Source organism: Haloplanus vescus, assembly GCF_900107665.1.
In the GTDB taxonomy this organism is placed as follows: domain Archaea; phylum Halobacteriota; class Halobacteria; order Halobacteriales; family Haloferacaceae; genus Haloplanus; species Haloplanus vescus.
Window position 1 is genome coordinate 18,783 of record NZ_FNQT01000008.1, and the last position, 16,359, is coordinate 35,141.

Here is a 16,359-nt window from a genome sequence, read left to right on the forward strand (position 1 = left end):
CATGTCCGACACACCTGATCCCGTGACGAACCGCTCAGAAATCGTCTTCCTGTACGATGCTGTCGACGCCAATCCGAACGGCAACCCACTATCAGGTGCCAACCGACCGCGAATCGACCCCCAGACTCAGCAGGCAATCGTCACTGACGTTCGCCTGAAACGGTATCTCCGTGATCAACTGGATGATGACGGTCACGGCGTCTATATCCGAAATGTGCAGGAAGACGGCGACCAGTACACGCGTGGGAAACTCCTTGAAGATCGACTCAAAGCTGTCGAACCCGACAACTACGACCTCGATGACGACGAGGAAGCTGACGAGTTCCGCGAGGATGTGTTCGGCGAGTTCCTGAACGAAAGCGTCGACGTACGGTACTTTGGTGCGACGATGTCAGTGGATACCGACGAGGTATATGCCAAGCACCTTCCAGATCATTTCACTGGCCCCGTTCAGTTCTCACCGGGCAAATCGATGCACGCCGTCAACGAGAACGAAGAGTACGACAGCCTGACAAGCGTGATTGCCACACAAGAGAACAAACAGCAGGGTGGGTTCGATCTCGATGACCATCGAATTCAGTATGGGCTGATCCGGTTCCACGGACTCGTCGACGAACACGGTGCTGCGGATACAAATCTCACCGAAGCGGATGTCGAGCGGCTTGACACGCTCTGCTGGCGCGCGATCAAGAACCAAACGATCAGCCGGAGCAAAGTCGGGCAGGAACCGCGGCTCTACTGTCGTGTCGAGTACGCCGACGAGAGTTTCCACCTTGGCGGCCTCGACCGTGATCTCGAACTCGACGACGAGCATTCGAAACCCGACGAGGAGCTTCGAACAGTTCGTGATCTCACACTTGACGTGACAGGGCTTGTGGATAGACTCAAAGGGGCAAGTAACAGAATCGACCGAGTTCGAGTTGTCGCCAGTGACGTGTTAGAACTCTCCTACGATGGTGAGCTTGGTGGGCCAGCGGTACTTCATGACGCCCTAGAAGACGCACTCGGAGCGGATGCTGTCGAACAAATCGATGTCTACGGCGAACAGACTGCGACATTCCCGAGTGACGACAACAGGACCTAACGATGTCCCAACAATCGCTGGACAGCTGGTCGGACGGCGAAGACAGCTACCAGCCTGATCGCTGTCTCTCGTTTACTGTTCGTGGCCCGTGGGGTCACTTCCGGCGGATCGAAGGTAACATCGTCAAGCAAACCTATCGAATCATCCCACGAACAACTGTTGCTGGACTCCTCGCAGCAGTCCTTGGAATCAAACGGGATGGTTACTACGACTTGTTCGCATCCAATAACTCGGCAGTCGCAATTGAGCCTGTTCGTGAGATTCGAACAGTCAACATGCCGATGAACACGCTCTCGACTGCTGCCGGAAATCTACAGTCACTCAATAGTCATGGTAAGATCAGTGTTAAATTACCTGATCCGACGACTCTCCGGCAACAACACAATTACGAGGTACTGGTCGATCCGGCCTACCGTATCGATATCGCACTCGCCGACGAGGAGTGGTATACCGAACTGCGTGAAACGCTTGCCGCAGGCGAATCCCACTATGTACCGAGTCTCGGGCTTTCAGAGCACCTCGCGGATATTGAGTATCACGGCGAGTTCGATATTGAGGACGGCCCTCAAGACGACATTATTGAGATCGATTCAGCCGTGCCGAATGCGGTCGACAATGTCGTTCTTGATGCTGGGACGCGTTGTCAGATCGAGGAATCACCAGCGTTCATGGAATCAGACTCAGGTGGTCGGACGACTACGGGCTTTACGAACTATGCCTATAATCCCGACGCCGCGACCCTCGAAGTTGCCAACACGCCTACTGCCCGTGTCGACGGTCGAACCGTGGTGTTTGTCTGATGTCTGTTCGGTACTCCCACCCACCCGAAGACGATCACGAGGGTGTTTATCTCCGCGACCATCTGGATGATGTTGCCAAACGAGCAAACGAAGTCGTTCCCGACGGGGCGACAACCCCTGAAGGTGAGTCAGTACAGCGAGTCGTTGAAACACTTGCCTATGTCCACGACTTCGGGAAAGCAACGACGTTCTTTCAGGAGTACCTTCAACACGATACTGAGCCGGAGTACAAACTGTGTCGACACCATGCTCCAATTGGCTCGTTCGCAGCGTATTATGCTCTCGACGCACAGGGGTTTGAAACTGAGACCTGTCTGGCCGGCTTCGTCGCGGTTGCCAAACATCACAGTCGGCTTCCGGATGTGACTCAGTACATCTACGACCGTGCGTACAATTCGGAGAACTCAACGGGGGCCGCTCAGACCAACGCCGAACAGCAACAGGCAGCAATCGCTATGCAGTTGAACGACATCGAGGAACATGTCCCTGAGCTTGCGTCCGATATTTTCGACGATGCAACTGATAGCGACGGATCATGGGACCAATTCCGACAGGCGTACAAGGAGCTTCTCAACGAGATTTCCGCTGCTGTTGCTACGGAAAGCGGGACGACAATCAGTCGTGACTCGCTGTCCGATTCCTGTTATGGACTGATTCTCGAATGCTGGGGATCGCTTGTGCTCGCGGATAAGACGAGTGCAGCAAGCCGGAGTGGGGACGCTAGCTCGGGGACAACCTACGAAGCAGAATTGCCGTCAATGCAGGTATTAGACGAGTACGTTGACGATCTCGAATCATCGTCGCCTGCTGATCCGGAGGGATCCAGAACGGAGCGACTGAACCACTATCGTTCACGCGCGCGATCAGCAGTCATAGCGAACGCGGAAGGGTTTGCCGAGGAGGGTGGCGGCGTAGCAACACTCACACTGCCGACCGGTATGGGCAAAACGCTCTCCGGGCTATCGGCTGCACAGACGATCCGTGATGAACTCGGCGGCGAGCGTATCGTCTACGCGTTGCCGTTTACCAGTATCATTGATCAGGTGGTCGATGAGGTCGAAGAAATCTACGAGACTGATACCCTCAGTCGGTTGCTGACGGCTCACCACCACCTCTCGGAAACCAAAATCATCGACGAAGACGACGCAGACGCCGAGAAGGCAGACAGGAACGATGATGTGGCCGGGATGCTCGCCGAAAGTTGGCGGGCAGGGCTTACCGTGACGACGTTCGTGCAGTTGTTCGAAAGCCTTGCCGGCCCGGCCAACAAGCAGTCGATGAAGATCTCCGCACTCCGTGACAGCGTTGTGATCCTCGATGAACCACAGAGTCTACCACTTGACTGGTGGAAGCTTGTCCCTCGCCTCGTTACAATGCTTACCGAACAGTACAACGCGACGGTGATCGCTATGACCGCCACGCAGCCACAGCTGTTCGATGCAGCAACCGAGCGAATAGACAACGTAAGCGAACTGGTCGATGATCCGGATGTATACTTTGAGGCGACCGAACGCGTTCAGTACGAACTCGATGTATCGGCCGAACGATATATCGAAACCCAATCCGAGCCGAAAGCATACCCCGACGCAGGAGCCGAACTGCTCAGTGCGGTCGATGCTGGAGCGTCAACGCTTGCCGTCTGCAACACAATCGACAGTGCGCGCGCACTCTTTGACGAACTAACCGGTTCCCGAGGTTCACTCCTGAGTGTTGGGAATATCTATGCCGACGAACTCGATACTGCCGATACGACAGTTAACATCGATCCGGAAGCCCTCGCTGATCGCGTCAAAGACCAAAGCGATGCATCGATACTCCACCTCTCGACGCGCCTCCGTCCGCTAGATCGGCTCAAACTCATCGAAACAGCGAAAGAGCTCACCGACGACGAACACGGTCTCATCACAGTCTCAACGCAACTCATGGAGGCCGGTGTTGACATCAGCTTCGACCGCGTCTACCGTGACTTGGCTCCAATCGACAGTATCGTCCAAGCGGCCGGTCGCTGTAATCGGTCGTTTGAACGAGAACAAGGGCGGGTCGTCATCTGGTGGCTCGATGTTCCGGATGAGCAGAAAAAAACGCCGGCAGAGGCAGTCTATAACCGCGGAGCGACACTGCTTCCCGTTGCAGCCGAAACGTTAGATTCTGTACGTGAAGCTGATACTCCCCTTTCGGAGACAGCGGTTGCCCGCACAGCGGTCACAGAATATTATCGACGACTGCACGCCGACAAAAACGTCGGTAAACAGGAATACGTCGAGTATATCGACGATCTACGTGGAGATAAATTGAGAGAGCTATCGCTGATCGATCAGCGAAACGCAGTGGACATCATCATTTGTCGTACTGAAGCCGAACGGAGACAGGTAGAACAGGTACGTGATGCGTGGAAGCACTACGAGTTCGACCGTGTTCGTCGACTGATGGATGAACTCAAAGAGCTACGCGTGTCGATGCCGATCTACCGTGGTGAATCCGATAAGGAGGAAAAAATCGGACAACTGAATCAGGTTCACGAGGATACGGATGTACTGTGTCTCGATGTCCGCGAACACGGATTGAGCCAGTATTTCGACCAGAACACTGGCTTCGTTATTCCGGACAGTACCGCAGAGAGACGGATTATATGACCAACACAGATCCAGTCGAGCGCCTACTGGCAACGGCCCGCGGCGAGCCGGTCGACGAACCGTTTCGAGTCACAGGTGTGATGATGCAGTACTACTACGTCTGCAAGCGCGAACTCTGGTTCGAGAGCCGAAATCTCGAAATCGACCGCGAGAACCCGACAGTCGTTCGCGGTACTCGCGTTGACGACACGGCCTACAGCGACAAACGAGAGAACCTCAGTCTTGGGATGATCTCACTCGATCTGTTGGATGACGGTCGGGTCGTCGAGGTGAAACCCTCCTCAACGCTGACCGAGCCAGCCGAGATGCAGCTGTCGTACTACCTCTGGTATCTCAACCATGTGGCCGACATCCAGCGAGACGGCATCTTGGCCCATCCCCGAGAACGCAAACGGGAGCCGGTCGACCTCACCGACGAACGGGTAGAGAAAGTCGAAACAGCGATCCGCGGGATTCACGACGTCGTCGAACAGTCCTCCCCGCCACCAGCGGAGGAGAAACCGTTCTGTGACTCGTGTGCGTACCACGATTTCTGTTGGTGTTAATCATGGATCGAAACTACCACGTCTTTTCCGACGGCCGACTCGAACGAAGCGACGACACGCTCAGACTCGTACCCGACGACGGCGGCGAAAAACAGTACATTCCAGTCGAGAACGCCGAGGCGTTCTTCCTCCACGGCCAGATCGATTTCAACACGCGACTGATGTCGTTTCTCAACGATCGCACGGTCGCACTCCACGTCTTCGGCTGGGAAGACTACTACTCGGGGTCGGTGATGCCGAAGCGCGGTCAGACTTCGGGAAAGACTGTCGTCAACCAAGTACGCGCCTACGAGGATAGCGAGCACCGACGCCAGCTCGCCGCCGCGATTGTGCGAGGGAGCATCCACAATATGCGGACGAACGTCGTCTACTACAACGGTCGGGATTACGATCTCGACGATGTCATTGAGGATCTGGAGGCTGCGGCCGCACGGGTCAACGAATCGCTTCCAGTTGATGAACTACTGGGTGTCGAGGCAACGGCGAGAAAAGCCTATTACCGGAGTTTCAACGAGATCCTTCCAAGCGAATTCCAGCTCAGCCGACGGGAGTACAATCCACCACCCAACGAGATTAACAGTCTCATCTCATTCGGCAATTCGCTGGTCTATGCCAACTGCGTCTCGGCGATCCGGGCGACTGCACTCGATCCGACGATCAGCTACCTCCACGAGCCAGGGGAACGACGGTACTCGTTATCGCTCGATATCGCCGACCTGTTCAAACCAGTACTCGCTGATCGAGTCCTGTTCCGGCTAGTGAACCGAAACCAGATTTCGGATACCGACTTTGAGACGGAACTCGGCTCCTGTCTACTGAACGAGTCCGGGCGAAAAACGTACACGAAGGCGTTCGAGGAAACACTAGAGCGAACTGTTGAACATCCATCGCTGAACCGAAAAGTTAGCTATCAATACCTCATGAGACTTGAAGCCTACAAACTGAAGAAACACCTACTCACTGGTGAGGAATACGATCCGTTCCAACGGTGGTGGTAACATGTACGTCGTGATGGTCTACGATTTGGAGGCCGACCGTACGCAGAAGGCCCTCAAGCTCGGCCGACGGTACTTGACCCATGTCCAGAACTCAGTACTCGAAGGTGAAATCTCAGAAGGCGATCTGGCGACGCTGAAAAACGAGGTCGATGACCTGCTAAATCCCGGTGAGTCAACAATCATCTATGAATTATCCTCCGATACACTTCTGAATCGAACGGTGTATGGCGACGATCCGACCGAAGACCAGCGATTTCTATAGCGAGTTCCGTCGACCCCCACGGGGAATACGGCCTATTGAGGGTTGACGGAAGCTCTTTACTGTATCTATGCGTTAGCAGGCGTATGCCCCCGAAATGTGGCATGGTTTCAGACGAACCCTCGTGGGGTTGAAGCACCGGGGTCCAGTCGGTCACGTCCGACCGCATCATGTTTCAGACGAACCCTCGTGGGGTTGAAGCGGTGGTGGGGGACAAACGACCCTCGAAGGCGCGACGTTTCAGACGAACCCTCGTGGGGTTGAAGCGTCCGCCGTCTGCCGGGCCAAATCGGGGCGGCCGTGGTTTCAGACGAACCCTCGTGGGGTTGAAGCCAAATTAACATCGACGGCGTGACGAAATTCGACGGCGTTTCAGACGAACCCTCGTGGGGTTGAAGCGTGTTTTCGACGCGGGTGCGCCCCGATTTAGATAATGTTTCAGACGAACCCTCGTGGGGTTGAAGCGAGATTCGCCGCCGGCATCCTGAGCTCGTGATGCACGTTTCAGACGAACCCTCGTGGGGTTGAAGCGAACTGTCAGAGAGCGACGACCAGCGGGACTGTGTTTCAGACGAACCCTCGTGGGGTTGAAGCCTCCAGTTGATCGAGGTCGTCAATCGGGTGGAGTGAGTTTCAGACGAACCCTCGTGGGGTTGAAGCCCGCGATGAACAGAACGCCCCACAAGTCCTGACTCGGTTTCAGACGAACCCTCGTGGGGTTGAAGCCATCCCGATTTGATGAGCGTCCCTTCTCCAGTCACCGTTTCAGACGAACCCTCGTGGGGTTGAAGCCGCCTTGTCGTCACCAAATATCAGCAAATCCACGTTTCAGACGAACCCTCGTGGGGTTGAAGCATCGGCATCCCCCCGCGTTCTCGGGGCAGACAGGGAGTTTCAGACGAACCCTCGTGGGGTTGAAGCCCGGTCAGAGTCGTCAGGCTGCACCTCACCGAGACATGTTTCAGACGAACCCTCGTGGGGTTGAAGCGTGGCTGCTCTGGTTTGGCTGGACACTGGTGTCGTTTCAGACGAACCCTCGTGGGGTTGAAGCTATTTCCGGGCCACCCCGGTCCGGCCCGGTCGTCGGTTTCAGACGAACCCTCGTGGGGTTGAAGCGAGGGTGAGGTCTATCGCTCCGTCCACGTCGAGAAAGTTTCAGACGAACCCTCGTGGGGTTGAAGCTTGATGTACTGCTTCGACCGCACCGCGCCGGTGTTGTTTCAGACGAACCCTCGTGGGGTTGAAGCACGATCTCCTCGCAACGACGGAACCGAGGATCGGGTGTTTCAGACGAACCCTCGTGGGGTTGAAGCCCCCACCCTCCGCTTGACGTCCGTGGTGGTGCAAAAGTTTCAGACGAACCCTCGTGGGGTTGAAGCGTCCGGGAACGCCTCCTGGAAGTAGCGCGTGGCCTCGTTTCAGACGAACCCTCGTGGGGTTGAAGCACCAACCGTTCGGCGATGGCGCGCTTGGCGCGTTGTTTCAGACGAACCCTCGTGGGGTTGAAGCGAGCGAGAATAGCGACGCCGCCGCCTCGCCCACTTCGTTTCAGACGAACCCTCGTGGGGTTGAAGCTGTGAACGAGATGGTCGCGGGTCCCGGCCGCGGCAGTTTCAGACGAACCCTCGTGGGGTTGAAGCGAGCCACCTCGACGAACGCTCGGGAATCGCTGGAAGGTTTCAGACGAACCCTCGTGGGGTTGAAGCACGAATAGACGTACGGGGGCTTCAGGTAAATAGGTGTTTCAGACGAACCCTCGTGGGGTTGAAGCATCCGCCACGAGGGGCAGACGGTCGCGCACCACCGACGTTTCAGACGAACCCTCGTGGGGTTGAAGCGTCGAGCAGGTCGTCGACCTCCTCGGGGCGAAGCCAGTTTCAGACGAACCCTCGTGGGGTTGAAGCCTCGTCGGGAGCCATTTCCATCCCCTGCACCTTCGGGATGTTTCAGACGAACCCTCGTGGGGTTGAAGCCCGAAAACGAGCAGGAACAGGTACGATACTCGATACAGTTTCAGACGAACCCTCGTGGGGTTGAAGCCTCGTCGGGAGCCATTTCCATCCCCTGCACCTTCGGGATGTTTCAGACGAACCCTCGTGGGGTTGAAGCCCGAAAACGAGCAGGAACAGGTACGATACTCGATACAGTTTCAGACGAACCCTCGTGGGGTTGAAGCTTTCTGTCGGTGGCCCACGAGGTACTATAACCGTTTCAGACGAACCCTCGTGGGGTTGAAGCCAGGTGACGGCCACGAGAAAGCCCAGCACGTTCGCCGTTTCAGACGAACCCTCGTGGGGTTGAAGCCTCGTCCTGCCCCGCGACGGGGTGCTTCTCGAAGAGCCCGGTTTCAGACGAACCCTCGTGGGGTTGAAGCGCGGAAACGCTTACGCGGCATATGGAGCTGTTGCGGTTTCAGACGAACCCTCGTGGGGTTGAAGCTCACAATACGTTGCAGCTCTTGTCACTCTGCCATTGTTTCAGACGAACCCTCGTGGGGTTGAAGCGACGTCCAAGAGTCGTGGCCGGGCAAGATGCAGACGTTTCAGACGAACCCTCGTGGGGTTGAAGCAATCAACATAAATCTATACGTCGTCAACTACGTTGTTTCAGACGAACCCTCGTGGGGTTGAAGCATGGCTAATCACCGGGGGCGAGGTTGCAGGTGTGTTGTTTCAGACGAACCCTCGTGGGGTTGAAGCCATCGACCCGTCACATTCCACCGTGAGGGAGACGCGTTTCAGACGAACCCTCGTGGGGTTGAAGCGACCCTGAGCGTCCCGAGGTGGTCGTCTGATGCCGTTTCAGACGAACCCTCGTGGGGTTGAAGCTCAACTTCATCCCAGTCGTAGGTGACGGGGGCGCTCAGTTTCAGACGAACCCTCGTGGGGTTGAAGCAAGTGCGTATAGGCCATACTGCCTATCGTCGCTCTGTTTCAGACGAACCCTCGTGGGGTTGAAGCAACTTCGGCGCGGATGCGACCGACGCCCGCTATAGTTTCAGACGAACCCTCGTGGGGTTGAAGCACCGCCGACGCTCCATTTGACCTTAAGCGCCACGAGTTTCAGACGAACCCTCGTGGGGTTGAAGCCCGCCACGTTCTGCCCCCCTTTGCGTCTTCGAGCCGGTTTCAGACGAACCCTCGTGGGGTTGAAGCGCATGAGAGACACCCGCGCACGTCGCCACGAGTTAGTTTCAGACGAACCCTCGTGGGGTTGAAGCTCGCGGGGCGTCCATCGAGTCGATGAGACCGTGTGCGTTTCAGACGAACCCTCGTGGGGTTGAAGCCAACTGCCGTATCAACGACGGACGAATTGAGATCGTTTCAGACGAACCCTCGTGGGGTTGAAGCTCGGGGAAGTGGTCCGCGACGAAGTCGGGGGCGCACGTTTCAGACGAACCCTCGTGGGGTTGAAGCCGGCTCCGGCATCCCTCCCACATCGATGGGCGAGTCGTTTCAGACGAACCCTCGTGGGGTTGAAGCCGAGATACATCAACCCTGTCTCCGGGTTGAACAGGGTTTCAGACGAACCCTCGTGGGGTTGAAGCTCCATCGCCGACGCGTTGCCGTCCCCGAGCGTCGAGATGGTTTCAGACGAACCCTCGTGGGGTTGAAGCTCGAGGACGTCGGCTGGTAGCCCGCCGGTGGCAATTGTTTCAGACGAACCCTCGTGGGGTTGAAGCGTTGATACCGACCATAATACTATTGTGACGGGGCGGTTTCAGACGAACCCTCGTGGGGTTGAAGCCGCGTGCTCACCAACGGCGGCACCTGGCACGTCGCGTTTCAGACGAACCCTCGTGGGGTTGAAGCACGTCGATGGAGTGGGTCGAGTTCGGCGCCCACGAGGTTTCAGACGAACCCTCGTGGGGTTGAAGCCGAGGGCCGCGACCGCCGCGGCCGCTCCGAGGCCGTGTTTCAGACGAACCCTCGTGGGGTTGAAGCGTCTTCGTTGCCGACCGTCTGGAGTTGCGAGCGCGCCGTTTCAGACGAACCCTCGTGGGGTTGAAGCATCGTCCGTGACGACACGGAGGTCACTCGCGGCGGTTTCAGACGAACCCTCGTGGGGTTGAAGCCCACGGGGTCGGACGGGTCGATGTTGCCGCCCACGTGTTTCAGACGAACCCTCGTGGGGTTGAAGCTGGCACAACGTGGACGGCTACAAGTTCGTCCGCCACGTTTCAGACGAACCCTCGTGGGGTTGAAGCATGAAGTAGGAGAGCCTCCAGAAGACTGTTATCAAGTTTCAGACGAACCCTCGTGGGGTTGAAGCACGACTGGACGAAAGCGGACTGCCGCGAATATCTCAGTTTCAGACGAACCCTCGTGGGGTTGAAGCTTCCAGGTGCTCTATCACATGAAGGGCATCAACCCGTTTCAGACGAACCCTCGTGGGGTTGAAGCCGTGTGCGGGCGACCAACTCGGCTGGCGATAGTGATGTTTCAGACGAACCCTACTGGGGTTGAAGCTTCGCGATTGCTGGTCTTGTGATGACCGGCTTGGTACAGTTTCAGACGAACTCTCGTCAGGTTGAAGCTTAGCCTCCGATACGTCCAGTAAGCCGCCGCAATAGATCTGCCAACTGATACAAGATAGAGAAATTGTTCCTACGACCTCGAGTACTCGCCGCATAGCTCACAGCGGTTGGGGATCCGATCACCTTATGTGTCATATGAAGGTTAATAAGGCGCAATTTGTTACATAAGGTATGGAGCAGCCATCACCGCCTGACTCTCTCCCGAAGTATCTCGCGGAGGGACTCCCGAAACAGAATACGGAGACGCTTCGAGAGATCCAATCCTACGTCAAGGCACTCATCAAGTATCGCGAACAGCCGGTTGACACCGACGAGCTTCCCGAGATAGCCGAACCCGTCGACGAGCCCGATGAGTCAGGGAAGGGAACTGTCGTCAAAGAGAAGGTCAAATGCGGCGACAACAGCTGCAAATGCGCCAGCGGGAATCCCCAAGATATGCACGGCCCGTACTTCTATCGCTACTATCGTGATAATGGAACGATGAAATCAGAGTACGTCGGGAAACCGGGAAGTGAGTAAGGATGACTCGAGACGGTCCAGAACCTGACGGTACGGGGGGTATCCCAAGACTCAAAATGGATACCGGAAATAGTTTCGGTTCATACAAGCACTCTAATTCCTGATTTCGAGTATTTACACTCGACGGTCGGGGTGTCGCCGTCTGCCCTCTGAAGAGTGAGACGATCGCAGAGTAGGCTGATAAGAAGGGGTGATCAACGTGGATATGACCTCCATTTTCAAGGCGTGTAGTTGTCGTCCTTCCACTACCGAAGACACTCACGACAGCTACCGACACGTCTCTCGACGGTCGTCCATCTGCCGGAAATCATGCTATACCATACCAAGATTTATGATAACAACTTGAAAATAGAATGCATGGCTTTCGGATTGGCCCAATCCGAGAGTCAGCATCGACACAGTGGCATGATTAACTGAGACCATCGCGTCGCCGCGACATGCCCCTCGTCCCGCCGCGTTCTGCGCGGCATGTCCCCGTTTTCATATCGTATCACTAGGTGATCCTGAACGAATCCGGGAGTAGAGAACCGAGTACGCGGACCGTTGTGTGACTCCCTCAATGGATACTCTCGAGAATTCAGCCTCGATCTAACATATCATGCCAGCGTGGATTGAGTGTCGTCAGCACCAGGTGGGAGCGGGCCGATCTGAATGCTCGCTGTTTGAGACGAATCCGTTGTTTCTATAGCATCAAAATGTGCCCGGACGATTGGGCCGATTCGGTCACTCTGTCGTCCAGATAGATTCCCAGATTGGGGGGACGACGATCTGTCACCCACATCGTTGACGAGACCAAGATCCTCACAGATCGCAACGAGAGCTTCGTCGACAGTATCAGGGGTCCCCGGCGTTGGAACGGGCGTCCAAAACGGCGACCACCACGGGATCAGTCGGGATTCCCATCGGCTCTCGTCGTCTTGGTCGAGGAAGCCGACTGCCTCAAGCACCTCCCGATGGCGGTCGTAAGAACGCTGGGAGATACCAGCTTCGTCGACGAGTTGGCTCGTACAAAGCGGTTCACTCGCCTCAAGGATCGTCTGGAGGAGCCGACGTGCCGACGGCGGGAGCGTCGGGACGAGACGGTCCGATGGAAGCTGTGCGAGACCATGTTCTAGGTCCGTGACCCCAAGGGTTTGGCTGTCATGAGTGGCCGCCGCAAGGTGGAGACAGACAGTAGCGACATCGTAGGGGCTCGCCCCCCGATCATCGGTGGCGAGCACGGACTGGAGAACATGAGTGAGTTCCCGGAGTTCTGAACTCGCTTGGAATCCTTTGCGTTCGAGGTGTGTTTCGAGAACGGCACGAATGCCAGGGTAGGCGTTCGCCACATGGACCGGGACCGAGAGCCCGAAGGTTTCCTCGTCGCCCTGGGCGATCGCTTCGCGGACGTCGTCGTTCGCCGCTTCGAGAGCACCGCGGAGCTCCGGCTGGAGCACTGATGCGTCAGGGCCGACGATGACCCAGTCGGCGACTAGATCGGCGAGGGGCTCGGTCGGATCGAAGTCCACGCTCATCCGGCGCTTGAGTTTGGGTTCGCGGTCCTCGATCAGGTTTCGATAGGCGTTGTGAGTCCCGTAGCCGGCCGATTTCGGGATCGTATGTCGGAAGAACTGCGTAAAGCTGCGGAGGCGCTGCGAGTTCCGTCGGAGTTGGTCAACGTCCGGGAGTCGAACGGTGATCTGGAGGTCGAGGCCAGCGGCAGCGTAGAGATGCGTCGCCGTCGCGAACAGGCCGTGGGCGTCTTTGAACAGTTCCGTTCGGGCTTCCGTATCGCCATCGTCCAGCTCACCCAGTCGGCGGAGGACCCCATCGCGTACGTGTTGGAGCCGGTCACGAAGCCCCGCCCACGTTTCCTGCTCTTCGCCGAGCCAGCCGACCTGCGACGCGTATCGAAGGACGTCCTCAACGGCGTCATCAAATGCACCGTCGTACGCTTCCTGGAGGTCATCACCCAGGGCCTGCCGATTCAGAAGCCGCGCCCACGCTTTGTCACTGAGTAAGATCGACGAGAGACGTACCAAGGTTGCCAGCGGGCCGCCCCACTGAACGACTGCAAGTGTGGTGTCATCGAAACAGGAGAGGTAGCCGACACGGCCGTCGTCGAGCGCATCGATCTCGTGATCGACGAGTGTCACCCCCTGTTCACGAACAGGTGCTGTCAGCCGGCTGTGCATGCCCCAGCTGTCCATTACACCGCCGGATTCTGGTCCACCGAGCCACTGCACGTAGTCGGCACCGTCCTCGATCTTACCGGTCGCGGTGAGCCACTCCTCCGGTGTGGGAGGAGAGCCACCGCCGTCGGCGGGGTCACCGGGGGGTGGGGAAGACGCCTCCCCGGCGCGATACACTGTACTTGTGAGATCCTGTCGGGGGGCGCTAAGACGGGAGGACGTTTCGATAAGTGCGGCCTGTTCGGGGTGGCGGACATCGTAGTCCTCGGTGATCAACGTCGAGAGAGCGTCGCCTAACGGCGTCAGCGAGACTACGTGGTACGTTCCGGAGCGGTCGATATCGACGAACCCTGCGGTCTCGAGACGACCGAGGTACGCGCTGATACTACCGGCTGCAAGGTCGACATCGGGATCGTCGGCAAGAGTCCGTGCTTGGCGCGACTCAGCGTCGCGGAGCGCGTCGACGACCCGAAGATGCCCATCGCCTGGCGCGAACTGCTGGGCGGCCTCGTAGGCCGCGTGGGACGTTCCTGTGTCATCCTCAGCACTCACATCTTGTCGGGACCCGTCCTCGGGTTCAGTAAGATGTGCCGCCACCCATTCGGAGTGCTCTCGGAGCGCGCGTTCGGCTGCTTGCGAGCAACACACCACCCGAACGTCGAAGACCGTTGCAAGGTAGGTAAGAATCTTCAGCGCACGCTCCCGCGTCGATTTCGGGGCCTCCTGCCACGAAGCAGGGTCAAGGGTGAGCGTAATCGGGATCGTTCGATCGCGCTGAGCATGTAGCGCGAGAGGGCCAGCCACGAGTGCGTCCAGCCCGCTGTTGAGAGGGTCTTGGCCAGTCCCGATGGCCGTAAGAGCCTCTCGACGGTCCTCGTTCTGGGCGTCGCTAGCGGCCGTCTCAGCGCGGGTGTGTGCGGCGAGGAGCGTGACGTACTGCTGGGCGGCGGCGATCGCCTCCTGGTGATCTCCAGTCGTAACGGCTATCGGAACACCACAGGCCTCAGCGAGAGCGGTAGCGTCGGAACCATCGTGTTCGTCCGCGATCTCCCGAGCAAGGTCGGTCGTCTGGGGAAGCAACTGTGTCCAGAGGTCGGGGAGCCAGTCGCTCACTTGGGGGCCGACGCGAGTGAGCTGAACGGCGTCGACACGGGCCTGTCCCGGACGAGCAAGGGTGACGGACGCCTCGTCGACGTCGATATCGAAGAGATCCTGGTCAACCTCCTCGGTGACAGCGTCGGCGTAGCGCTGGTCACTCTGGCCGAGGACAGCCTCAGCTTCTGCTTCGAGCCACCGGTCGCGACGGGCGAGATAGGCTTCGGCGGCAGATTCGAAGCGCCGTGATTCCTGCTCGAGGTATGCATCCGCGAGTGTCTCGAACTGTTGCCGGTGTTCAGCCAGCTGTGCATCGGCGTCGGTAGCGAAGAGCGCCTCCTGCCGGCCAAAGTACTCAGAGACCTGCTCCTCGAGGACACCGTAGTCATCGACGGCCGCGTAGCGGTCGGCTTCGCCAGCCCGATCAGCAAGGATACGTGCCCGAAGTTCACGAGCGACGTCGGGGTCGTCAGCCTGTGCGCGGGGCTGGAGCCGATCGGTCTGCCAGACAGCGCCACAACTGGCACACTGAACCTGCTCGTGAAGATCGAGATTATTGACGATCCAGTGGCTCTGACAGCGTCGACAACCGACGACGGAGTATCGCGGGTCGGACTGGGGGCGAGCATCGCTCTCGGGGGAACCAGTAGTGTCCTCGTCCATTAGGGGGCGGACGCCGACCTTGCGCGCTGACGGCTCGACGGGCCGTCGTGCCCATGGGTATGCTCGCCCCTCTCATCGCGCCAACAGACAGCGCTGACGCTACGCGCAGCTCACGATGAGGGGCAAACGTTTTGTCCATGGGTTGCGGAAGAAGAGGTACGGACTCCCATCCATACCTTATTCCCCAGTCCGAATGCCAGTTCGGGCTGGGGTTCTTCCCCAACGCTATGAGCGGTTAGCTTGTCTTGTGCCTTGACCGATGAATCTCCTTGCGGCGCCTTAAAATGCCCGCCGGCGTCAGACGTTTTACTCGCTCAGGATATTTCTAGAATATAATATACAGCGGAGGGGAGAGATGATCCACACGGTGGCGAAAGTACCTCAATCACGGCCATCTCTCGACTCTAAATTCGGTAACATACATTTTTGTCACGGCCATCGTCACTGCAGGATGCAATGCCCTCCAGTGAGCCCACTCTCTTCCGCCCCGGAATCCTCCTCGTACTCGTCGGTGTGGGTGCCCTCGTGATTTCCGACGCCCCGATGCTGGCACTCGGTGAGTATCGCGTCTCGATGGGCCTTCTCATCGGGGTGCTCAGCGGACTGTGTCTTCTCGTCCCGGTCATCTCTCATTACCGAAATGGAGAGACGCGTGAATCCCTACAGTGGGGCCTGTTCGCCGTCGGAATTCCGTTATCCCTTCTCAATCAGGCGATACTCTCGTGGCTCGGTCTCCTCGTGATTGCCGGCAGTCTCGGCATCGGGTGGGGCATCGACCGTCGGATACGCGGGCGCATTTCGGCGTGAGCCAGCGCCCACTATCGACGGACTATGCCTTCAACTTGTCGTGGCGCTCACAAATTGTGAACGGAGAATAATCCGAGCAGTCCAAACTTAGCGCTATGGGACTGATCCTATTCTACCTATTTGCACTTGTCAGGTTTTCCCCCCGGATAAGGTGGTGAACACTCAGGCGTAGACGTGGGTGTCGAAGTTGGCGTAGACGTGGGTGTCGAAGTTGGCGTAGACGTGGGTGTCGAAGTTGGCGTAGACGT

The 16,359-nt window shown here is 57.7% G+C and carries 9 protein-coding genes and 1 CRISPR repeat array; of the genes, 8 read left to right on the forward strand and 1 reads right to left on the reverse strand.

The window, feature by feature from the left end; genetic code table 11:
• Position 1 precedes the first annotated feature (1 nt).
• From cas7b to BLU18_RS14440, 7 genes are all read left to right on the forward strand, one after another.
• Complete coding sequence (gene cas7b / locus BLU18_RS14410) at positions 2-1,084, forward strand: type I-B CRISPR-associated protein Cas7/Csh2 (protein ID WP_092636130.1); 1,083 nt, start codon at positions 2-4, stop codon at positions 1,082-1,084.
• 2 nt (positions 1,085-1,086) lie between these two features.
• Positions 1,087-1,884: a type I-B CRISPR-associated protein Cas5b gene (gene cas5b / locus BLU18_RS14415; protein ID WP_092636132.1), complete on the forward strand. Its 798-nt coding sequence runs from the start codon at positions 1,087-1,089 to the stop codon at positions 1,882-1,884.
• Positions 1,884-4,517 carry a CRISPR-associated endonuclease Cas3'' gene (locus BLU18_RS14420; RefSeq protein ID WP_092636134.1) on the forward strand — a complete coding sequence of 878 codons (2,634 nt, stop codon included), beginning with the start codon at positions 1,884-1,886 and terminating at the stop codon, positions 4,515-4,517. The genes cas5b and BLU18_RS14420 overlap by 1 nt, the downstream gene beginning before the upstream one ends.
• Entirely contained in the window at positions 4,514-5,062 is a 549-nt protein-coding gene (locus BLU18_RS14425) for a CRISPR-associated protein Cas4 (RefSeq protein ID WP_092636136.1), read from the forward strand. Before BLU18_RS14420 ends, BLU18_RS14425 begins: the two co-directional genes overlap by 4 nt.
• A 2-nt stretch (positions 5,063-5,064) precedes the next feature.
• Positions 5,065-6,060 (forward strand): type I-B CRISPR-associated endonuclease Cas1b, encoded by a 996-nt coding sequence (gene cas1b / locus BLU18_RS14430; protein ID WP_092636138.1) that lies wholly within the window; start codon positions 5,065-5,067, stop codon positions 6,058-6,060.
• 1 nt (position 6,061) lies between these two features.
• Positions 6,062-6,322, forward strand: coding sequence for a CRISPR-associated endonuclease Cas2 (gene cas2, locus BLU18_RS14435; RefSeq protein WP_092636140.1), 261 nt, complete (start codon positions 6,062-6,064; stop codon positions 6,320-6,322).
• Between the two features lie 104 nt (positions 6,323-6,426).
• A CRISPR array of direct repeats spans positions 6,427-10,856; the repeat unit is 30 nt; unit sequence GTTTCAGACGAACCCTCGTGGGGTTGAAGC.
• Between the two features lie 171 nt (positions 10,857-11,027).
• Positions 11,028-11,375 carry a DUF6788 family protein gene (locus BLU18_RS14440; RefSeq protein ID WP_092636142.1) on the forward strand — a complete coding sequence of 116 codons (348 nt, stop codon included), beginning with the start codon at positions 11,028-11,030 and terminating at the stop codon, positions 11,373-11,375.
• A gap of 596 nt (positions 11,376-11,971) precedes the next feature.
• On the opposite strand, the gene BLU18_RS14445 is transcribed toward BLU18_RS14440, so the two are convergent.
• Positions 11,972-15,304: a DUF5817 domain-containing protein gene (locus BLU18_RS14445; RefSeq protein WP_092636144.1), complete on the reverse strand. Its 3,333-nt coding sequence runs from the start codon at positions 15,302-15,304 to the stop codon at positions 11,972-11,974.
• 456 nt (positions 15,305-15,760) lie between these two features.
• Between BLU18_RS14445 and BLU18_RS14450 the strand changes: the two genes are divergently transcribed.
• Positions 15,761-16,111, forward strand: coding sequence for a hypothetical protein (locus BLU18_RS14450; RefSeq protein ID WP_092636146.1), 351 nt, complete (start codon positions 15,761-15,763; stop codon positions 16,109-16,111).
• The last annotated feature ends 248 nt before the right edge of the window (positions 16,112-16,359 follow it).